This window comes from Thermoleptolyngbya sp. PKUAC-SCTB121 (assembly GCF_016919485.1).
Classification (GTDB): domain Bacteria; phylum Cyanobacteriota; class Cyanobacteriia; order Elainellales; family Elainellaceae; genus Thermoleptolyngbya; species Thermoleptolyngbya sichuanensis.
Genome location: NZ_CP070366.1, coordinates 678,486 through 697,531, shown reverse-complemented (window position 1 = coordinate 697,531; position 19,046 = coordinate 678,486). Strand labels below are relative to the sequence as shown.

Sequence of the window (19,046 nt, the reverse complement as noted above, 5' to 3'; positions counted from 1 at the left end):
CATCCCACCCTTTTGCTAGCTTTCGGCTGGTTTGGGAAAGCCGTTGGGAATCTCGAAGCGATCGCCCGTACGGCAATACTCGTAGCCCGCCATCCGCCCGATCGCGCCCAGCTTATCGGAGTCAATCCGGTTGCGATCCCCCAGCACGTCGTCTCGCACAAACAGATGCACCACCTGCCCGATCACCACATGAAACTGGCCCACCGGAACGATTTGCAGCGTGCGGCATTCAAACGCCACGGGCGACTCCGCCACGCGGGGCGGCTTCACCACTTTGCTGGGTGCAGGCGACAGATTCACATAGTCAAACTCCGACTCGCCATAGGGCAGCGGCTCGGCGCATTCCGCCACCTGATGCGCGTAGGATTCGATCGCCAAGTTGATGACGTATTCTCCGGTGCCGCCTTCGCTGGGCGGGCGCACGTTCCGCAGGGTATCCTTCTCGCTGCCGTCGGGCTTCAGGCTAACGCTAAACATCAGCGCCAGGGGAATGTGTCCCACCGCGTTGAAATAGGAAAACGGCGCAAGATTGGCCACGCCCTGGGGCGATAGGCTGGAAACAAAGGCGATCGGGCGGGGCACGACGCTGCCGATTAGCAGCTTATAGCGCAGCGACGGTTCCAGCAGCTCAGGGTCAATTTCCATAGAGGGTTAGTTTAGTAATTACGAGGGATGGCATGAATTCTGACATGATTCGCGAGTGCATCCTGAAACAAGTACAACAGCGCGGGCTCGACAAGAGCATTTGCCCGTCGGAAGTGGCGCGATCGCTCGGTGGCGAAACCTGGCGATCGCTGATGCCGCTGGTGCGCGAGGTCGGAGCAGACTTGGCGAAATCTGGGGCGATTGTCGTCACTCAGAAGGGCATCCCCGTTGACCCACAGACCGCTAGGGGGCCAATTCGATTTAGGCAGGCGACGGATCGGGGGAATGGGGACGTTTCGTAACCTCTACTCCCGCCGCAAGTCAGCCTGCCTCCCTCACGTCCCCACCTCTTCTATGGGGCGAAAGCGAGTGCTGGGTTTGATGCCGAGTTTTTGGACAAGGGTGCGCGCCATTTCGCCGTTCCTCCTGTGATCTCCATCACGCGATCGCCCCAGTTTGGTCACGTTTGGCGACCGGATGGGTCACTTCATCTTACGGGTAGAATCACGCGATCGCCCCCCGCTCTATCACTTCCCAAATCCGAGAAATCCCCGATATTTAAGACATCCTGAATCGCTTTACGTTCCTGAAAACGTCACTTTTCCTTAGAGACTCTCACTAACCATGCTTCCGTCTATGAGCCTACTTCCCGGTGCGATCGCTGAACTCTTTGCCCAAGCCAGTGTAACGGGCGTGCTGACGCTGGCAGATCGCTACGGTCTTCTCGCCGCAATCCTAGAAGATTCATTGAGCGAAGAGGAACGCTACGCCATCAACCGGGTTCTCCGTGCGGTGTGCCGCGGCCATGTCCACGTTGTCGATGAGTTGTCTGTGGTACGTTAGGGCTGGATACTTGCACCTGCCCCAACCATGTTCGACCATCTTTCGCTGGGTGTTGCTGACCTGTCGCGCAGCCTTGCCTTCTACGATGCCATCCTCGCGCCGCTGAGCTTTACTCGATGCTTTGCCCTGCCGCACATGGCTGCCTACGGCCCGGGCCAGCGCCCAATGTTTTGGATCGCGCACAAAGCAGAATTCTCAACCCCGCCCCAGCCCGCCATTGGCTTCCATCTTGCCTTCCAAGCCGAAAGCCGTCAGGCCGTAGATGAATTCTACAAAGCGGCGATCGCCCACGGAGCCACCGACGACGGCCCACCCGGACTCCGTCCCCACTATCATCCCAACTACTACGCCGCCTTCGTGCTAGACCCCGATGGGTATCGCATCGAGGCGGTTTGCCATCAACCCGCTTAATCCAGCCCGCTTAATCTTATGCCTGCCCTCGAAGTGCCTGCCCTCGAAGCCTGACAAAAGGCTCGGTCTACCCAGGCTAAAAGCGCAATCGCTGCCGGAAATTGTGGACTGACTCCACCAGCCCAATCGCGACGAAATTGGTGAGCAGAGCCGATCGTCCATAACTCAGCCAAGGCAGCGGAATGCCAGTAATCGGTGCCAGGCCGATTGTCATGCCGATGTTGACCAATACCTGAAACACAATCATCGCCAGCACGCCAATCGCCAGTAGCGAACCAAAGTTGTCTTTGGCGTTTTGCGCGATGATGACTAGCCGGAAGCAAACCAGCCAAAAGCAAATCAGCACTGCCACACAGCCGACAAAGCCCAACTCTTCACCGATCGCAGAAAAAATAAAATCGGTGTGCTGCTCAGGAATGAAATTCAACTGCGTCTGAGTGCCCTGATTCAGCCCCCGACCAAACAGTCCCCCAGCACCGATGGCAATGCGCGACTGAATCAGGTGATAGCCACCGTTGAGGGGGTCTTTATCAGGATCGAGGAACAGCGTCAAGCGATCGCGCTGATATTGCTTCAGCATTCCCCAGAGAATTTTGCCCATGCCGCCGGCCACCAGGTTGATGGTTGCTGCGCCAATTGCCCCCGGCAGCGGCCAAGGCAGGGTGCGCCATCCCAAAAAAATCATCAGCGCCGTCCAGGCCAACCAGGCCGGCAAATAGACGCTAAACAAAATAGCCGACACCAGCGGCGACAGCAGCAGCAGCAGCCAGCCGGGGTTGGCGTTCGCCCAATACAGCATCCCTAGGGTAATTGCGCCAAACACCAGACCCGTGCCCAGGTCGGGTTGCAGCATGATGAGCAGCCAGGGCAGCCCCGTGATGGCGATCGCCTGGAGCATGGCTGGAATCGTCGAAGCCGTCCGCTCGTGCAAAATCGCCGCCAGGGAGATAATCACGCCGACCTTGGCAAACTCTGACGGCTGCACGTTGAAGTTGCCAATCGTCACCCAGCTCTGGGCCCCGTTTGCCGTTGTGCCAATCAGAATCACAATGATCAGCGATACGTTGGTAATGGCATAAATCAGCCAGTGCCAGTTCACCAGGTTGTCGTAGCGCCAGCGGGCGATCGCCAGCGCCAGCACCAGCCCCACCCCGCCTGTAATCCAATGCTGAATCCAATCCGTCAGTTGCAGCGTTAGCTCTGCACTCCGAATCGCCAGCCCCCCCAACAAAGTCAGCGCCACCGTCAGCAGCAGCAGCGTCCAATCCACATCCTGCCAGGGATAAATCAGCGACTTCCAGCGGAGACGGCTGATGAAGGACTTTTGTAGCATAGGCCTTAGAAGAGATTGAGAAACCGTGCAAAATCCGAAACCTTGCAACCCCGATAGTAACCGATCGGGCACTCGATCCAGTCAGAGAAGCATGGGTTGGAACCATCCCAAAGCTGGTCAGCCCAAGTAAACCAGTCTCTCACGGTTTGCCCCAAGTTCCCTGCCGCCTATCTCGTGGCTCTGTGGCTCTCTAGCTTCACTCGTTTTCCTTTCCGTAGGCCTGCCACGACAGATCCACCAGCCCGCTGACAATTGCCGCTGCAACCACCGCATTGCCCTTGCGCCCTTCAATACGGATATGGGGGACTAGAGAATCTTTCAGCCGCTCCACCGCCGACTCCATGCCAATGAATCCGGCTGGCGTGCCAATCACCAGCGCAGGCTTAATTTCTTCTTTTTCAATCAGATCGACTAATCCAGAGAGGGCGGTTTGGGCCTGCCCAACGACAAAAATGCCCTCTGGATAGCGACGAGCCAGCGTTTCGATACCCCAGGACACGCGGGTTTTCTCGCGCTGCGGGCGAGTCAGAGCGTCCATGCTGCAATAGACCGGATTGGCAAATGTCGCCTGAATAATCGGCACAATGCCGACCTGCACCATTGGCACATCTACAATAATCGTGCTGCGGGCTGCGAGGGCTGCGGCTCCCGCTTGCAACGCCTGCTCCGAAAAGCGAATCAGATCCCGATACTCAAAGTCGGCCGTTGCGTAAATAACTCGCCGCACAATTTCATATTCCGCAGGCGAAAAGGCGTGATTGCCTATTTCCCGATCGATGATTCTCAGGCTTTGAGCATCGGTAATATGCCACTCCATGCGCCCAGTTCCTCAGGGTGCTAACTGACATTCAATAGTGGCACATTTCCATCCCGCCATTGCCCTGCACTTCGCAGAACTTGTGGGAAAAAGCCGCCTTCACGAAGCTGCCTCACCATTTCAGGGAGATTTTCATAGAGCAAAGAGGGAAGGTTCTGACCAGATTCGGTTCGCGTCGGGAAGGCTCATTCCGCCGCCCGCAGAAGTGCCCCCAACCGACCAAGCCTCAAGTTTCAGAGGGCGTGGAGCCATTGAACATGGGCGACAAGAACGCTACCAGAGCGCCCATTGCAAAGCCCGCCACGTTCCGCAGCAGGGGCAGCCAGTCGGCGGTGCGGGTAATCACTGGGGCAATGCCAAACGCAATGAACAAAATGCCCCAGAGCGGCGAGAAGATGAGCGCCCACTGCCATGCAATCACCTGACCGGGCTTGCGCGGATGAGCCGCAAAACCGCAAATGATGCCCCCCAGCACCGAGGTAATTAACGTCAAAATCCACTGTTCTCGGGGCAGACCAGGCACAACGTTACAGCCGCCCTGGCGCAGGCAGGTTTCAATCGACTGGAGCGCCTGGATGATCGAGCTATCCTCACCGTTGTCGCGAACGAAGAACTGGTTTCCATAGCGGGTCTGTAGCTCGATCCAGAAGGTGCGGGGGAGAAGATCGTATAGCGCGTCGCCGACGCTGAAGTTGAGCAGATTGCCGCCGCGCGGGTCAGCGACGAGCATAACGCTCTTGTCGTCGAGTCCCCAGAAGTCTTTGACGGCGCGACCGGGGGTGCGGTCGAACTGGGTGAGGACGCGCAGTTTCCAGCCCGTTTCGGCTTCAAAATCTTGCAAATGCTGATCCAGCTGGTCTTGCTGGGTGTCGGTGAGGGCGTTTGCCAGATCGATGATGTTGGTCGGCCGATCGGGCAGCAGGTCTGGGTTGTCGTAGGCATAGGCGGTCGGGGCGATCGCCCAAGTCGAAAGCATCAGCAGCGTGACCCACAAACCAAGACTCAACCGAGAAAACAATGACCGCAGCATGGGCAAACTTATCAGCTTTATCAGCGTGTAGAGATGACTAGAATCCCAACTTGTGGCAAAGCTTAAGCGATAGCCGCAATTGTTTACGATTCTTTACCTTAGTCTAATATAGCAGGGATAAGGACTGAACGTTCGCTCAACCCCACCAATAGGCTTCCTGATGGTCGTCAGCTTTTCGTGAAGCGCTGCATTCCGCAGGTGTAAACAAGTGTAGACACGGAAACGTCCGCGCCGACGGTCGAGAAGTGGCGCGGACGATTGCGGGGATCGCGAGCAAGCACGAGGCAGGGAGTAAACGCCTGTCAACGAGCGCTGTGGCGTTTACTGAGAGGGATGAGAGGGGGGCTTTAGGGTCGATTTTCCAGCGGTGGGAGGTCTTCTTCCCAAAGATCCTGTTCAAAACCGTCGCGGGCTTCGCCTTCCAGAGGTCGAGTGGACGTGGGCGATCGCCGACTCAGCAATGGCGCTGCTGCATCGGGTCTAGCAGGCTCAGACGCAGGGGCATCCTCCCAACAGTTCGGCTCGTCATACTGCTCCGAGCTATAGACCCTGGGCACATAGCTATCGGGATCGCGGGCGCTGTCAAAGTCGGTCTCTGGGTTGTGGGTCTCTGGGCTGTGGGCAGCATACTCCTCGGTATACTTCTCAGCCCCATAGGCGCGAGGCGGGCCGCCCGAATCCTCCCAATCGTCTTGGGCATCGTACCGCTTCGGCAATGCGTCGGGGTATCGATCGGGGCGATCGCCCTCCCAGTCCGGCGGCACGGCGCGGCGGGTGGGTCTAGCAGGCGGTGGCGCAGGCTTCAACAGGGTTTGCCAGGCCGCACGAAACCCCACGGCTAGGCTGCGCGTCACGCGCTGGGCTTTTTTTGCCTGCTGCTGCACCCCCAAAAGGCTCTGATCGACCTGCTTGACCATGCGACCCGCACTCTGCAGGCCTTCGCTCACGTCATCGGTCAGATCAGTTAGCTCCAGCCCCGTCCGGCGAATCGCGTCCAGCGTAGGCGGTAAATCTCGGTTCAGCGTGTCGAACAGCTTCTCAGCACTGCGGGCGGCCCGCGACAGTTCTCGAACCGCAGGCAGCAGCGCCACCAGCACAGCCGTCAGCGAGACGGCCACCAGCAGCAGGGACAATGCCAGCCAAAACAGGGGATCAGACACGGCAGATTTGTACTAACCTCTGCTCACGTCAAGCTAGAATCGCGGGCCGGGGGGCGCGGGTCGGGGGCGGGACGCGGGTCTTTTTGAGCCGTAGCCTGACGATCGCGCTGGCTGGCCTCGATGCCGACGGCGATCGCCTCCTTCAGTCGAGACAGCGTACCGTCCCAATTTTTCAGCGCCGACCCCGACAGGCGATCGGCCTGAATTTGCACACTGCTGGAAATGTCTTCGGCAATTTCGGGCAGCGCATCGGCGGATTTTTTCAGTAGGCGGCGCGTCTCACGTCCAGTGCGCGGAGCCAGCAGCAGCCCCGTCACCGCGCCGATTGCCACACCCACGATCGCCCCTGCCAAGAAGGTTCCTGCCGAACCCGACCGATTGTCTGCCATGTCTCTTTACTCCTGCCTGTTCTCCTAGAAAACCTAGCTCAAGCCCTGCGCTGAAGCTCTGCTGTACCAAAGCCTTGCCGTCGCCCTGTTGAGCGGTTCAGTTCGCTACTCTACTCCAAGTCTGACCGCTCAATCCAGAATGACATCTGACCCAACCGCACAACGGGCAACGCCCATTCAATCCCTGGATTTGCCGCGTCCCCGATAGGACTGGGATTGTCGCGCCTGTTTAGGCGCTGCCTTTGCTTTCGCGCGTCTCCGGGTCCCAAACCCCCAGCCGCCAAACCAGCGGGATTGCGCTAAGCTGACCAGGGCGATCGCCTGTCGCAGCCGCTGCACCTGGGGGCCAACCTGCTGAAGTTGCTGCCGCAGTTGTTCAATGTGGGTCTGTCCCTGGGCGATCGCTACGGGTGCGCCCTGCAACGTCCGATAGGTCTGGCGCTCGGCACGAGTCAGCGTATCAGCCACCTGTCGCAGCCCCCGCCCCAGTCGCCACACCCACCCGGCCGCATACAACCCAAACAGGGCCAGGCTAAAATTAAGCACCACCACCGCCATCAGCATGGTTTTGGGCTTCCCTCACTCAAATCCGCGTCCACTCTTGTCTTGAATAGCTTGAATAAACTGAATAAATCGTCAACAAATCGCCAGCCTATACGACAGCCTATTGCCAGTTTACTGCCCGTTAATCGCTAGACGCTTGCTGGATTCAGACCTCCCATCAAGCCCCCTCCGACGCACCCGACCCCTAAATTCTAATCACAACTGGCCTGATTTAGGCTGAAATCAGGCCCAAACCCGACCGTTCCTTCGACTCCACTCTGGCATCATGGCCCCCGCACAAAGGGGGATTTTTGAACATGGCATCCTCTTCTCCCTTTCAACCGCTCTCTCAGACGCTCTCTCAAGCGCTCTACGTCAACCCTGCCACGGGTCGCGATGACGCTAGCGGCAGCCAGTCCGCTCCTTATCGCACCATCACGCGGGCGCTGCGGCGGGCAACGGCAGGCACAGTGATCCAGCTTGCGGCAGGAACCTACAGCACCAAGACGGGCGAAACCTTTCCGCTGGTGGTTGGTGCGGGGATTACCGTGGTGGGTGATCCGGTCTCGAAGGGCGATCGCCTGATCATCGAAGGCGGCGGCGACTACCTCAGCCCCACCTTTGCCCGACAGAGCGTGACGCTGCGGCTGGAGGACAAGGCCGAACTGCGCGGCGTGACGGTAATCAATCCCCAGCCCCAGGGCACAGGCGTTTGGCTGGAAGGGGCAACCGGGGCCAACCCAGCGGCCCGCGTAGCGCAATGCACCTTCACCCGCTGCGGGCAGGGCATTGTGGCCACGGGCAGCGCCCTGCCTGAAATTGCCGACTGCATGTTTCAGCAAAACACCGTCAGCGGCATTTCCCTCAGCCGCAACGCCAAGGGCGAACTGCTGCGAAACCTCTGTCAGCAAACCGCGACGGGCATCACCCTCAGCGACAACACCGCCCCTCTGCTGGTGGGCAATCGGCTGGTGCAAAACCGCGTGGGCATCGTGATTTCGGGCAATGCTCGTCCGGTGCTGCGGAATAACGTGGTGGAGCGCAACGGCGAAGACGGCCTAGTGACCGTGGGCAACGCTGCGCCCGACCTTGGCAAGCCCCAGGACCCCGGCGGCAATGTGTTTCAAAACAACGGCGCAGCCGACGTGCGAAACAGCACCAGCGCCGTTCTGGCCTCCGTGGGCAACCAGATTAATCCAACCCGCGTCAACCTGGGCGCATTGCCGTCGGCCAAAGGCTTGGAGTTCATTGCCAGCACCGTAGCAGAGCAGATTCGACCCATCTCGCCGCCGCCGCAGCCGCGGCCCGTGCCGACTCCGCCATTGCCCCCCGTCCCGATTCCCGAAACCGGACTGACCGATATATCGGGTCATTGGGCAGAGGCCTTCATCGCGGCGCTGGTAGAACGCAGCATTATTGGCGGCTTTCCCGATCGCACCTTCAAGCCCGATTTGCCGCTGACACGGGCGCAATTTGCCACGATTTTGACGCGCACCTTTGACCTGCCCGCCGTGCGCTCGCCCTCCAGTTTTGTCGATGTTGCGCCAGACTTTTGGGCCACAGCGGCGATCGCCCGTGCTGTAGAAATGGGCTTTTTGGCGGGCTTTCCCGACGGTACGTTTCGCCCCAATGTCAACCTGACGCGGGTGCAGGCGATTTTGGCCCTGGTCAACGGGCTGGGGCTGACGGGCGGACATCCGGGGCATCTGGGCGTATACCGCGATCGCGCCCAAATTCCCACCTACGCCACCATCCCCATCGCCGCCGCCACCCAAAAGCGCCTGATTGTGAACCATCCCCAGGTGGAGCTGCTGCGCCCCATGAGCGACATCACCCGCGCCGAGGTGTCGGCCATTCTGTACCAGGCACTCGTGATTACCGCCCAGGCTCGCGCCATTCCCTCGCCCTACATCGTGGTTCCCGATACGGTCGCTGTCGCCTTTTCAGACACCACCCGCCACTGGGCAGCAGACTTTATTCAGGGCCTGGTCAGCCAGGGCGCAGTCAGCGGGTTTTCCGACGGCACGTTTCGGCCAGAGGTCGGCATGAGCCGCGCCCAGTATGCTGCGCTTTTGGTCAATACCTTCAATCCGCTGCCCCGGCGGCCCGCGCTGGAGTTTACCGATGTGCCCACGACGCACTGGGCCTATCGCGCCATTCAGCAGGCCTATCGCGGCAAGTTGCTATCGGGCGTGGGCGAAAACCAGTTCCGCCCCGACCAAAACGTGCGGCGCATCGAGGTGCTGCTGTCGCTGGTGAACGGGCTGGGACTGCCGCCTGGAAATCCGCTGCTGCTGAACCGCTATGCTGACCGCGACACGCTGCCTACCTTTGCCCAGCCTGCCGTCGCCAGCGCCACGGGCCAGCGCCTCGTGGTCAACTATCCCGACCTCAATCGCCTAGAACCTGTGCGCGAAGCCACCCGCGCCGAAGTGACCGCGATGGTCTACCAGGCGCTGGTGCAGGCTGGGCGATCGCCCGCGATTTTCTCTCCCTACATCGTCGAGCCACAGGTGGCGGCTCAGTCTGCAATGGCTCCAGCGGCCCCGTCGGTGGGGCAATCGTCTCCGCCGGGTAGCTATCCCGCCGGCCGACCGGAGGATCTGCCAATGGTGATCCTCGATCCGGGGCATGGCGGCGCTGATCCGGGCGTGGTCGCGGGTGAAGCGCAGGAAAAAGACCTGACGCTGGCCATCGCCCTGGACATAGCCAAACTGCTCCAAGACTATGGCGTACAGACCCGCCTCACCCGCACGGACGACCGCACGGTGTCGCTGGGCGATCGCCTTGCGATTCTGCAACAAACCCAACCTGCACCCAGCGCCCTGATCAGCCTGCACCTCAATGCCACCCGCCCGCCGCGCCCCACCATCAACGGGCTGGAAACCTATCACCTGCCCAACGCAGCCGAGAGCCGCCGCCTGGCCCAGAGCATTCACACCAATATCGTGCAAACCCTGGAAATGGGCGATCGCGGCATTCGCACCGCCTCCTTTGCCCTCCTGAGGCCACCCATTCCCGCCGTGCATCTGGAGTTGGGCTATTTAACTGGCGAAACAGACGTTGCCAATCTGACCAGCCCCGACTATCGCCAGCGGCTTGGAAAGGCGATCGCCTTGGCAGTCGTGCAGTTTGTCAGGCAAACCGTGGGATAAGGGGGGAGGCAGAAGCGCAAAAGATGATGCGATGATGGGAGGGAAAACTGATTCGAGATCCCTCCCTGCCAACCCAATGCGTCCCTGCCTCCCTCCTGCTCCGCTCAAACCTGGCGATTTGCTGCGTGTGATTACTCCCAGTGGGGCCCTGCGAGAGATGGAGGCTTTTCATCTGGGCGTGGAAATTTGGCGATCGCACGGCTATCGGGTCGAAGTCCCCCCCCACATCGACAAGCGCTGGGGCTATCTGGCAGGCACGGATTTGGAGCGGCGATCGCAGTTTGCCGAAGCCTGGAACGATCCGACCTGTCGCGGGATTCTCTGTGCGCGGGGCGGCTATGGCGGCAGTCGCCTGCTGGAGGAATGGGACTGGGGCACAGCGGAACCCAAGTGGCTGATTGGCTTTTCAGACATTACCAGCCTGCTGTGGGGGCTGGCGCAGCAGGGCATCTCCGGCGTGCATGGCCCCGTGCTAACGACGCTGTGCGTAGAGCCAGACTGGTCGGTGGAGCGGCTAATCCATTGCGTCGAGGGCAAGCCGCTATCTCCCCTGAAGGGCGACGGCTGGGGCGGCGGCACGGCCAAGGGGCTGCTGCTGCCTGCAAACCTGACAGTGGCGACGCATTTGCTGCATACGCCGCTCCAGCCCGACCTGAATGGCGTAATCCTGGCGCTGGAAGACGTGATGGAAGCCCCCTACCGCATCGACCGAATGCTGACCCAGTGGCGCATGAGCGGTTTGCTGTCGCAGGTACGCGGCATTGCGTTGGGTCGCTTTAGCCAGTGCGACGCACCGCAGCACATTCCCAGCTTTTCGGTGGAGGGCGTGTTGAGCGATCGCCTCAGTGATTTGGGCATTCCGGTCGTGTCTGATCTGCCCTTTGGCCACGACGGCAGCAATGCAGCGCTGCCGGTAGGTGTACCCGTCTGGCTGGATGGCGATCGCGGCATCCTCAGCTTTGAAGGCGAATAATTTGAAGGCGAATAAGCGATAATTGCAGCCCCCAATCCAAGATTTGAAGCTCGGCCTAGCCGATCTTTTCGTGCCGATAGAGCGTGTAGGAATCGAACAAAATACCCACCAGGCTAGACACAGACGCAATCACCAGCAGCCCGTGGAGGGGATTGCCGCTGCCAAAGACTCGCAAAAACTCGACCACCGGAGCAATGCCGGCCTGACTCATGACTTCCAGGCTGGGAATTTCTTGCAGCACCCGCAGCGGCACCAGCAAGCAGCCCACCAGCACCACAGGCAGCAAAAAGCTGAAAATGGCTGTAATCAGGAGCGATCGCATCAGGTTAGGAAACATACGCATAACGTGTGACAAAACCAGGGAAACGAACGGTGGCAGAGTTTAGGACGCAAAGTGCGATAGGCAAGTGCAGCAGAATACAGGTGCAATCAATGTGCCCCATATTCGGTGCAATCGCTCACGATGCAGACTGAACCAGCGCAAGCTCGACCCCGTTTTGGCGATCGCCCCAGTCAGCCTGTTGCATCCAAGATAGGCGGAATCTGGGGCGACCCGCAGAATATGACAGAAATCTTAAATCGCTCTCAGAAAACGCAATCTGCGAGCGATCGCCCTAGAGAAATCACTGAGACAACCTGAAACCGATGAGTATTCGCGGCTTCTAACACACTCCAACCCCAAAGCGCGGCCGAGAAACCGGAGTTGGGGCGATCGCCCGTCCTGCCCTTTCTGAATTCTGTAACGCCGAGTTAAGAAAGACACCCGGAATCAAGCCCCTGTTTTCTAGAGCGACGCGATCCAGTTTCTAGCGCGATCGAGTCATGTCAGAGGAGTGAAGTTCGCATAGTATTCGCATAGTATCAATCTATTGCACACCCTAGAGAGTCGGCGGAAACATCCTTGAGTACGGAGTTGGGAAATTCGAGTTTGGGGCGCTGGTGGCGACGGCTCGTGGCGGCAGTGTTTCTGGGCGGGCAGGTGCTGGTTCACCTGCTGACAGGCAAGATCCACGTCCGCAATACGTCGGAGCAAATGGCCGTCGTTGGGCCAGAGTCGCTGCCCATCAACCTGCTGACCGCGCTGACCGTAGGGATGGTGTTTACCATCGGCGTGGCGCGAGAATTCATCGCCTTTGGGGCAGGAACGGCGGTGGGGGGCGTTTTGGCGATCGCCCTCTCGCGAGAACTGGCCCCTCTGGTCACGGCGATCGTGGTCACAGGGCGCATCGGGTCTGCCTTTGCGGCCGAAATTGGCACCATGCAGGTGACGGAGCAAATCGACGCGCTCTACATGCTGAAAACCGACCCCATCGACTATCTGGTGATCCCCCGCGTCATCTCCTGCTGCCTCATGCTGCCGCTGCTAACGGTGTTGTCCTTTGTCACCGGAATGGCAGGCGGGGCAATTCTGGCGGAGTCGCTTTACAATATCTCGACACAGGTTTTTCTCGACTCTGCCCAAAATCTCATGCAAGAGTGGGATTTGATCAGCGCTTTAATCAAGTCGGTGGTGTTTGGGGCGCTCATTGCCATCATCGGCTGTAGTTGGGGCCTCACCACCACAGGCGGCGCAAAAGGGGTCGGCCAATCGACCACCGCCGCTGTGGTAACGGCGCTGCTGGCGATCTTTGTCAGCAACTTCTTCATGTCCTGGCTCATGTTCCGAGGCATTGACACTGGCGCTTCGTTTTGAGGCTGGCGGGCGAACGGGGTCTCCTGGCTGCGGTAATGGGCGCTCGATCCGGGTGTTCTTCAAACCGCATTCTGAAAGGGTCGTCAGCAACACGACTTAGAATAGAGGAATAGAGAGGAATCTTGTAACGCTGCTTTCAAATTTCAAAAAGCAACCCAAACATCCACTCAAAAATCAACTGCAAGAATCAACGTGAACTCACCCTTTGCGATCGCCCCTACTGATCCCGTGCAGCTTGCACCCAGCTATCGATTGCCCATCGGACTGTTGCTGCTGGCGCTGCCGCTGGTGTGGCTCCAGGTCTGGGTTGGTGCGGCGGTTGGGCTGTTTGGCGTGTTCTTGCTGGTGCAAACCGCAACACTGCGGCTCCACTTCACTGACACGGCCCTCGACATTTTTCACGGCGAAACGCGCATCCGCCGTTTTCCCTATCAGGACTGGCAAAACTGGGCGATTTTCTGGCCACCCGTGCCCATTCTCTTCTATTTCAAAGAGGTGAACAGCATCCACTTTTTGCCAATCCTGTTTGACCCCAAAGCGCTACAAGCCTGCCTGGAGCAGCGTTGTCCGACCGTTTCCGAGTAATTTGCCTCATGAATCCAGACGAATCCAACGCAGATTTTTTTGACTCGGACGAGGAGAAGTCTTCTCAGTCCCCCGGAGTGAATTTCACGACACCCGCCAGCGAAATGCCAGACGGGGCCGTTGCGCCGCTCAGCCTCTCGTCGCCAGCGACCCCGCCACCCAGGGCTGACGAGAACAGCGTCGGGGCGATCGCCAGTTTGGATGCGGCGGCTAATTCGGATTTCTCCTCGGAACCTGGGGCTGAATCGACCCTGCCAGCAGCGGATGAGAACGGGTCGAGCAACTGGGCCGATGATTTGCCCTCCGGTGCGGAACCGATGGCAGAATCCGTCGCGCCTCTGGCGGCCCCACGCTCGACTGCACCCGCCGAGTTCTCCGCCGATTGGGCGAAGGATGCCGACGACGACTCTCCAGCGGCGATCGCCGCACGGGTTGCCGACCTCAAAGCGCAGGAGCAAGACCTGAAGCGGGCGATCGCCCAACTCCAGGCCGATTTTGCTGCCACCGAGCGAATGTTGGGTCGCCTGGCCCGCGAAAGTCTGGGCGAGTTGGAACAGCGAAAACAGGCGCTGCAAGTTTCTGTGGAACAGTTGGAGCGTCGCCAAGAGCGCATTCGCACCGAAATGCGGAGTACCTTTGCGGGCAGTTCGCAAGACATCGCCATCCGCATCCAGGGCTTCAAGGATTACCTGGTGGGCAGCCTGCAAGATCTGGTCACGCTGGCAGATGACCTGAAGCTGTCTGCACCGCCGCCGCGAGAACGGGAGCGCGATCGAGAGCGGGAAAAAGAGCGCGAAGAACCCGCCCCCAAGCCTAAATTCGGCGAACCCGCGTTTCAGGAAGAAACCCGGCAGATCCGCAAGCTGCTGGAGCAGTATCGCACCTCGCCCGACTATTATGGCCCCGCCTGGCAACTGCGCCGCACCTTCGAGCCAGTCCACGCCGAGCGCGTTGCCAACTGGTTCTTTACTCAGGGCGGCCGCGGCGCAACCCGAACGATGGGGTCGCGCCTGCAAAACATTCTGGTGGCTTCGGCGATTATCTCTATCCTGCGGAAGCTCTATGGCCCCAAAGTGCGGACGCTGATTCTGGCAGACACACCAGAACGCCTGGGCGAGTGGCGGCGCGGCCTGCAAGACTGCCTCGGCATTTCCCGCACCGATTTTGGGGCAGATCAGGGGGTGGTGCTGTTTGAAGCGCCGGAACCTCTGGCCCAGCGGGCCGATCGCCTGCTCAAGCAAAAGCAGCTACCGCTGATCATCATGGACGAGTCGGAAGATGTGGTGAACCTGTCGCTGCTGCAATTCCCGCTGTGGATTGCCTTCGCCAGCGACCCCACCCGCCCGATGGTGTACTAGCGCTTTTGCCAAGGCCAAGGAACAGGGGCGATCGCCCACCCCTCAACTCCAGCCCTAAAATCCAAACCCCAAAATCCAAACCCCAAAATCCAAACCCCAAAATCCTAAATAGGACTTACGCAGTTGGACGATTTCTCACGGACTGTGCCTGCAAGAAATCGTCCAAAACCCAGGAAATTTAATCGCAAGTGCGTCAGTCCTACTAAAACCCAAACCCCAACTCCCAGCCTGCTCTATCGCTCCACCTCCACAATCCGGCGCAACGCCTGGACGCGGGTGGCAGCTTGCAGACTATCACTGCGGGATTCCAGATCTGCCAGGGTTTCCAGCATATCGATGCGGAGCGATCGCATCTGTGGCGACGCGGGCGAACTGAGGGTCAGCGCCAGGGCATCGTACCAGATACCGTCCTCAGCCATCTGCTGGGCATCGCGCACTGGGTCTGCCGAACGCGCCCCAGTCGGCGCAACCACCACAAACTCCGCCACATCGCGCAGGTTCAGCGATGGGCGATTGCTGTCGCACATTAGCACCACGCGCCACGCATAGGTTTCACCCACCGTGAGATCCTGCGGCACCGTCCAGGTCATGATGCCAGCGCGGCTGGTCAGCGTTTCGTCTAGCAGCGGCAGCTCAGTTTCCCGCTCCAGATCGCGCAGGGTCCCCCGAAACACCTGAATAACCAGCATCCCCGCCACGTCTCCGGGGACGTACCAGGCGAGAGTGGGACGGCGGGTACTGGTCTGCCCCTGGTGAAGCTGGGGCGCAAGGGCCAACAGCGGCATATTGCTGCAATCGGAGGTTCGTATTCCGCCACCGGGGGCGGGTGCTTGATAGTCCGAATTTGGTGGCGGCGGCTTGTAGGACTTGAGCGCGGCGGGCGGCTGCGAGGGTTTTGCCTGCCCGACGGTTGCCGGGGCTATGACGACACCCAGCAGAGCAAGCCCCAGCACGCATCCAGTGGCGATCGCCGGGGGCAGAACCCGCCGCCTGGATAGTCGATGGAAACGCGAACGCCGGGTCATGGGGCAAACCTCCTCGTTCAGGGCTAGGTTCAAGGTCAATGCGGTGGAAGGGGAGGAAGGGATTTGGGTTTTGGATTTTGGATTTTGAGTTTTGGATTTTGGGTTTTGGATTTTGGTGTCTGCCCTAATCCCTGTTCCTTCGCCTTGTCCCTTCGATAAGACTCTATATCAACGAGCTAATTCACCTATGCATTAGGCTATCGGAGAAAATTCCTTTTGCCTATGAAGAGTTCGGAAAGATCGCTGGCGAGTTTGGGAGGGGGCGATCGCCCAAAACCGTCATCCCCCTTGCAGAAAACAGCAAGGCAGCAGAATTCCGTTCAACCTCACGTCCAAAGTTCAACCTCACGTCCAAAATCGAATCTTGCTAGGGTTCCACATCAATTCACACAGCGTTCCGTGGGGCGTGATCGGCTCTCGTCGAAATTTGCCGCCAAGCTGATTCGCGATGCTTTCCGCGATCTGTGTGCCGCGTCCTCCCAGCGCAGGCGGCTTGATGGATTGTTCGGGGTCTATTCCTTTGCCGTTATCAATCACGCGGATGAGATTCTGACCATTTTCCTGCTTGCACACGACGTTCAACTGGGTGACTCCAACGGCGTATTTCCCCACGTTGCAAAGCGTCTCTTCCAGAAACCGACAGAGTTCTCGCTTGTGTTCTAGCGTCAGCCCAGCAGTTTCCAGCGGATCAAATGTGGTCAGGCGCAATTTCAGCGTCTTAAAGCAGTCAAAATCTCGCCGCAGCGTGTGGTCATAGACCTCGTACAGCGCTTCTTCAAAGGGGCCGTTGAGATCAAGAGCCTGGTCTTCGGACAGGTAGAGGCTGCCGTCTTCCGTCAGGATTTCTTTACGAACCGAATCGTAGACGACGCGCAGTTCCCGGTTGAGATGCTCTAGCTCTGTTTCCCACTGGCGTTCGGGCAAGTGGCCAGACCGCGTTTTGCTGAGCAGGCGCGACAGGGTTTGCAGCGGGCCGCTGTGAATGGCGTTGAAGGTGTGGTCGATGACATATTGGCGATCGCGCAATTGCAGCTTCAAATCCTGCTGGTGGCGATAGAACAGCGCCGCCGTCAGCCCTACCCCATTCAGGAAAAACGCCAGCAGCGCAGGCACCAGCGGCACCCACCAGCCCGCCAGCAGCAGCGCAAAGCACAGCCCCAGCAGAATGATTAGCCCCAGCCCCAGCCCCGCCAGAATCCGCAGGGGACTGACCAGAAACCGCCCCAGCCCGATACCCAAAATGCCCCAAAGAATCAGCCAGCCATATTCCCAGGGGTCTGCCCAATCGCGCAGCAGCGGCCGCCCGTAGAGCGCGGCCTGAATGATCTGGCTGGTGGCGTGGGCGTGGGCTTCAACTCCGGCGATGGTGCCCGCCGGGATTTCTGGAACACCCGTGACGGCGGCCATAGCGTTAAAGGTATCTTTGACGCTGGGCGCAACGACACCGATGAGGATGATGCGATCGCGCACTTTGTCTGCCGACACCTGCCCCGCCAACACCTCGCGCAGGGTTACCAAGTCAAACGGTCGAGAACCGCTGCGGAAAAACAGCAGCGTTTCCACTTCCATGAGCGGTATCTGGTGATAGCTGCCTGTGTTGGGCTGGGTGCGGGGCAGTTCCGCCGGGCCAAATCGCATGGCGTAGGGATCGCGAATGCCGCCTGCAAGCGATATACCGCGTTCCGACAGAAAGCGTTCGGCCAGACGCTGCGCCAGAGAGAAGCGAAACTCGGTCTTTTCCGCGTTGTAGCTACCGAGGGCGCTGCGGCGCAGTTTGCCGTCTAGGTCGGTGGGCAGGTCTGCGAAGCCGACTCGCTCATCGGGCAGGTCGGGGGGCGGGGCGATCGCCCGTCCGATCACTTTTTCTATGCCGTATAGGTTGGTCTGGCTACGAAACAGCGCTTGCAGGTCGGCGCTGCCCGGCTCTTGGGGCAGATCGCGGTACAGGTCAAGGGCGATCGCCGTCGGCCGCGATTGTTGCAAGGTCTGGATCAGCGCCGCCAGTTGCCCATCGGGAATGGGGTATTGCCCAACCGCCTTGATGTCGTCTTCATCAATGCCGACGATCAGGAGATGCGGGTCGGTGGGTTCGGCCGGCCGCAGCAGCAGCAGCAGATCCAACGTCAGAAGTTCCAGCACTTGCAGGCTGCCCGTCAGCCGCAGCAGCGCCACCAGCCCAATCACCGCCAGCCCCGGCAGCGCCCCCGCCTTCCAGATGCGCCACTCGCGCCGCAGCGCCGCCCAGGGCGTTTGCCGCTTGTTCATAGCTAGTCAATCAGCCCTTCTTCGCGGGCGCGGATTTCGGTCTGGATGCGCTGGTTTTTGCCGCTGTCGGGATACACGCCCAGCGCATCTTGCACCTGCGTCCAATAGTGGCGGACGGTGCGCTCAGCAACGCTCATCCGTTCGGCGATCGCCTTATCCTGCAAGCCTTCATGAAACGCCAGCCGCAGCACCTCCAGCCACTCTGGTTTGATTTCCAGCCCAGTTCGCATTTCCTTCGGCGTAAACACCAGCCCCTGCATCGCCCACTCCACCTTGGTCAGCATTTCCCTTAGCGACAGGCTCTTGTCAGCAATAATGAAACCGCCCTCGTGGGCATTGATCGCAGGCTTCAGCCGCACCAGCGACTTGGCATTGGCACTTTGCACCACAATGTTGAGGCTGGGATATTGCTGCATCAGCGTCCGCAGCAGTTGCAGCCCCACTTCTGGGCGCGAAGGTTGGCCCGGCTGTTCGGGCAGCGCCAGATCGACCACAGCCAGATCGGGCTGGGTTTGGGCAATCTGGGCGAGGGCGCTGGCTGCGGTTTGGGCCGTGGTGATTTGGGCATCGACATACTGCTGCCGGAGGGCTTCTACGGTGCTGTTCAGCACGAGTTCATGGTCGTCCACCACCACAATTTTCTTCAGGGTAGAAGATCCCGCCATGTGCGCCTCCCGTCGTTTCTCCCTCTCTAGCTTAAGCGCCAGCGCTGTGGTCATTTGCGATCGCCGCTTTTGGGGCTTGCCCGCTGCGATCGCTGGGTTAAAGGCGAGTGCTCTGGTCATCATAATGCGCCGTCCTTACTCTTGTCATAACGTGGA

19 protein-coding genes are annotated in these 19,046 nt (G+C 59.6%); 8 read left to right on the top strand and 11 right to left on the bottom strand.

All coding sequences use genetic code 11. The features are described 5' to 3' along the window. Positions 1–15 precede the first annotated feature (15 nt). Positions 16–645 (bottom strand): flavin reductase family protein, encoded by a 630-nt coding sequence (locus tag JTM80_RS02890; protein ID WP_172354081.1) that lies wholly within the window; start codon positions 643–645, stop codon positions 16–18. A 32-nt stretch (positions 646–677) separates the two neighbouring features. Here JTM80_RS02890 and JTM80_RS02885 point away from each other — a divergent pair, with 32 nt between their 5' ends. The 3 genes from JTM80_RS02885 to JTM80_RS02875 all read left to right on the top strand — a co-directional run bounded on the left by JTM80_RS02885 (position 678) and on the right by JTM80_RS02875 (position 1,899). Further along, positions 678–947, top strand: coding sequence for a DUF3253 domain-containing protein (locus JTM80_RS02885; protein ID WP_172354080.1), 270 nt, complete (start codon positions 678–680; stop codon positions 945–947). A gap of 334 nt (positions 948–1,281) precedes the next feature. After that, positions 1,282–1,488 carry a hypothetical protein gene (locus tag JTM80_RS02880; protein WP_225906743.1) on the top strand — a complete coding sequence of 69 codons (207 nt, stop codon included), beginning with the start codon at positions 1,282–1,284 and terminating at the stop codon, positions 1,486–1,488. A gap of 27 nt (positions 1,489–1,515) precedes the next feature. Next, positions 1,516–1,899: a VOC family protein gene (locus JTM80_RS02875; protein ID WP_172354078.1), complete on the top strand. Its 384-nt coding sequence runs from the start codon at positions 1,516–1,518 to the stop codon at positions 1,897–1,899. 76 nt (positions 1,900–1,975) lie between these two features. On the opposite strand, the gene rodA is transcribed toward JTM80_RS02875, so the two are convergent. The 6 genes from rodA to JTM80_RS02845 all read right to left on the bottom strand — a co-directional run bounded on the left by rodA (position 1,976) and on the right by JTM80_RS02845 (position 7,192). Beyond that, positions 1,976–3,232 carry a rod shape-determining protein RodA gene (gene rodA / locus JTM80_RS02870; protein ID WP_172354077.1) on the bottom strand — a complete coding sequence of 419 codons (1,257 nt, stop codon included), beginning with the start codon at positions 3,230–3,232 and terminating at the stop codon, positions 1,976–1,978. A 196-nt stretch (positions 3,233–3,428) separates the two neighbouring features. Further along, the gene (locus JTM80_RS02865; RefSeq protein WP_205370563.1) at positions 3,429–4,049 is read right to left on the bottom strand and encodes a precorrin-8X methylmutase; all 621 of its coding nucleotides are present in this window, start codon (positions 4,047–4,049) and stop codon (positions 3,429–3,431) included. A 226-nt stretch (positions 4,050–4,275) separates the two neighbouring features. Further along, complete coding sequence (locus JTM80_RS02860; RefSeq protein WP_172354075.1) at positions 4,276–5,079, bottom strand: TPM domain-containing protein; 804 nt, start codon at positions 5,077–5,079, stop codon at positions 4,276–4,278. A gap of 347 nt (positions 5,080–5,426) precedes the next feature. Next, on the bottom strand, positions 5,427–6,239 hold the full coding sequence (locus JTM80_RS23565; RefSeq protein WP_205370562.1) for a hypothetical protein: 813 nt from the start codon (positions 6,237–6,239) through the stop codon (positions 5,427–5,429). A 23-nt stretch (positions 6,240–6,262) separates the two neighbouring features. Further along, positions 6,263–6,628, bottom strand: a complete 366-nt coding sequence (locus JTM80_RS02850) for a YtxH domain-containing protein (RefSeq protein WP_172354074.1) — start codon at positions 6,626–6,628, stop codon at positions 6,263–6,265. Between the two features lie 177 nt (positions 6,629–6,805). After that, positions 6,806–7,192, bottom strand: a complete 387-nt coding sequence (locus JTM80_RS02845; RefSeq protein WP_172354073.1) for a hypothetical protein — start codon at positions 7,190–7,192, stop codon at positions 6,806–6,808. A gap of 296 nt (positions 7,193–7,488) precedes the next feature. Here JTM80_RS02845 and JTM80_RS02840 point away from each other — a divergent pair, with 296 nt between their 5' ends. Together JTM80_RS02840 and JTM80_RS02835 are read left to right on the top strand one after the other, a co-directional pair. Then, complete coding sequence (locus JTM80_RS02840; RefSeq protein ID WP_205370561.1) at positions 7,489–10,326, top strand: S-layer homology domain-containing protein; 2,838 nt, start codon at positions 7,489–7,491, stop codon at positions 10,324–10,326. Positions 10,327–10,402: 76 nt separating this feature from the next. Then, positions 10,403–11,299 (top strand): LD-carboxypeptidase, encoded by an 897-nt coding sequence (locus JTM80_RS02835; RefSeq protein ID WP_172354071.1) that lies wholly within the window; start codon positions 10,403–10,405, stop codon positions 11,297–11,299. A gap of 55 nt (positions 11,300–11,354) precedes the next feature. On the opposite strand, the gene JTM80_RS02830 is transcribed toward JTM80_RS02835, so the two are convergent. Continuing rightward, complete coding sequence (locus tag JTM80_RS02830) at positions 11,355–11,642, bottom strand: hypothetical protein (protein ID WP_172354070.1); 288 nt, start codon at positions 11,640–11,642, stop codon at positions 11,355–11,357. Positions 11,643–12,212: 570 nt separating this feature from the next. Between JTM80_RS02830 and JTM80_RS02825 the strand changes: the two genes are divergently transcribed. From JTM80_RS02825 to JTM80_RS02815, 3 genes are all read left to right on the top strand, one after another. Further along, the gene (locus JTM80_RS02825; protein WP_228721710.1) at positions 12,213–12,992 is read left to right on the top strand and encodes an MlaE family lipid ABC transporter permease subunit; all 780 of its coding nucleotides are present in this window, start codon (positions 12,213–12,215) and stop codon (positions 12,990–12,992) included. Positions 12,993–13,184: 192 nt separating this feature from the next. Further along, complete coding sequence (locus JTM80_RS02820) at positions 13,185–13,577, top strand: DUF3119 family protein (protein WP_255548864.1); 393 nt, start codon at positions 13,185–13,187, stop codon at positions 13,575–13,577. Between the two features lie 8 nt (positions 13,578–13,585). Then, positions 13,586–14,935: a DUF3086 domain-containing protein gene (locus JTM80_RS02815; RefSeq protein ID WP_225906742.1), complete on the top strand. Its 1,350-nt coding sequence runs from the start codon at positions 13,586–13,588 to the stop codon at positions 14,933–14,935. 233 nt (positions 14,936–15,168) lie between these two features. Here the strand turns inward: JTM80_RS02815 and JTM80_RS02810 are convergent, their stop codons facing one another. From JTM80_RS02810 to JTM80_RS02800, 3 genes are all read right to left on the bottom strand, one after another. Continuing rightward, on the bottom strand, positions 15,169–15,960 hold the full coding sequence (locus JTM80_RS02810) for a DUF928 domain-containing protein (protein WP_172354068.1): 792 nt from the start codon (positions 15,958–15,960) through the stop codon (positions 15,169–15,171). Between the two features lie 345 nt (positions 15,961–16,305). Next, positions 16,306–18,225, bottom strand: coding sequence for a CHASE2 domain-containing protein (locus JTM80_RS02805; RefSeq protein ID WP_205370560.1), 1,920 nt, complete (start codon positions 18,223–18,225; stop codon positions 16,306–16,308). A 2-nt stretch (positions 18,226–18,227) separates the two neighbouring features. Continuing rightward, complete coding sequence (locus JTM80_RS02800) at positions 18,228–18,890, bottom strand: response regulator transcription factor (RefSeq protein WP_172358787.1); 663 nt, start codon at positions 18,888–18,890, stop codon at positions 18,228–18,230. Between the last annotated feature and the right edge of the window lie 156 nt (positions 18,891–19,046).

What these genes read in the sequence shown, in the direction of transcription:
- JTM80_RS02890 (WP_172354081.1), bottom strand. Translation starts at nt 645, where the DNA reads ATGGAAATTGACCCTGAGCTGCTGGAACCGTCGCTGCGCTATAAGCTG.
- JTM80_RS02885 (WP_172354080.1), top strand. Translation starts at nt 678, where the DNA reads ATGAATTCTGACATGATTCGCGAGTGCATCCTGAAACAAGTACAACAG.
- JTM80_RS02880 (WP_225906743.1), top strand. Translation starts at nt 1,282, where the DNA reads ATGAGCCTACTTCCCGGTGCGATCGCTGAACTCTTTGCCCAAGCCAGT.
- JTM80_RS02875 (WP_172354078.1), top strand. Translation starts at nt 1,516, where the DNA reads ATGTTCGACCATCTTTCGCTGGGTGTTGCTGACCTGTCGCGCAGCCTT.
- rodA (WP_172354077.1), bottom strand. Translation starts at nt 3,232, where the DNA reads ATGCTACAAAAGTCCTTCATCAGCCGTCTCCGCTGGAAGTCGCTGATT.
- JTM80_RS02865 (WP_205370563.1), bottom strand. Translation starts at nt 4,049, where the DNA reads ATGGAGTGGCATATTACCGATGCTCAAAGCCTGAGAATCATCGATCGG.
- JTM80_RS02860 (WP_172354075.1), bottom strand. Translation starts at nt 5,079, where the DNA reads ATGCTGCGGTCATTGTTTTCTCGGTTGAGTCTTGGTTTGTGGGTCACG.
- JTM80_RS02850 (WP_172354074.1), bottom strand. Translation starts at nt 6,628, where the DNA reads ATGGCAGACAATCGGTCGGGTTCGGCAGGAACCTTCTTGGCAGGGGCG.
- JTM80_RS02845 (WP_172354073.1), bottom strand. Translation starts at nt 7,192, where the DNA reads ATGCTGATGGCGGTGGTGGTGCTTAATTTTAGCCTGGCCCTGTTTGGG.
- JTM80_RS02840 (WP_205370561.1), top strand. Translation starts at nt 7,489, where the DNA reads ATGGCATCCTCTTCTCCCTTTCAACCGCTCTCTCAGACGCTCTCTCAA.
- JTM80_RS02835 (WP_172354071.1), top strand. Translation starts at nt 10,403, where the DNA reads ATGCGTCCCTGCCTCCCTCCTGCTCCGCTCAAACCTGGCGATTTGCTG.
- JTM80_RS02830 (WP_172354070.1), bottom strand. Translation starts at nt 11,642, where the DNA reads ATGCGTATGTTTCCTAACCTGATGCGATCGCTCCTGATTACAGCCATT.
- JTM80_RS02815 (WP_225906742.1), top strand. Translation starts at nt 13,586, where the DNA reads ATGAATCCAGACGAATCCAACGCAGATTTTTTTGACTCGGACGAGGAG.
- JTM80_RS02810 (WP_172354068.1), bottom strand. Translation starts at nt 15,960, where the DNA reads ATGACCCGGCGTTCGCGTTTCCATCGACTATCCAGGCGGCGGGTTCTG.
- JTM80_RS02805 (WP_205370560.1), bottom strand. Translation starts at nt 18,225, where the DNA reads ATGAACAAGCGGCAAACGCCCTGGGCGGCGCTGCGGCGCGAGTGGCGC.
- JTM80_RS02800 (WP_172358787.1), bottom strand. Translation starts at nt 18,890, where the DNA reads ATGGCGGGATCTTCTACCCTGAAGAAAATTGTGGTGGTGGACGACCAT.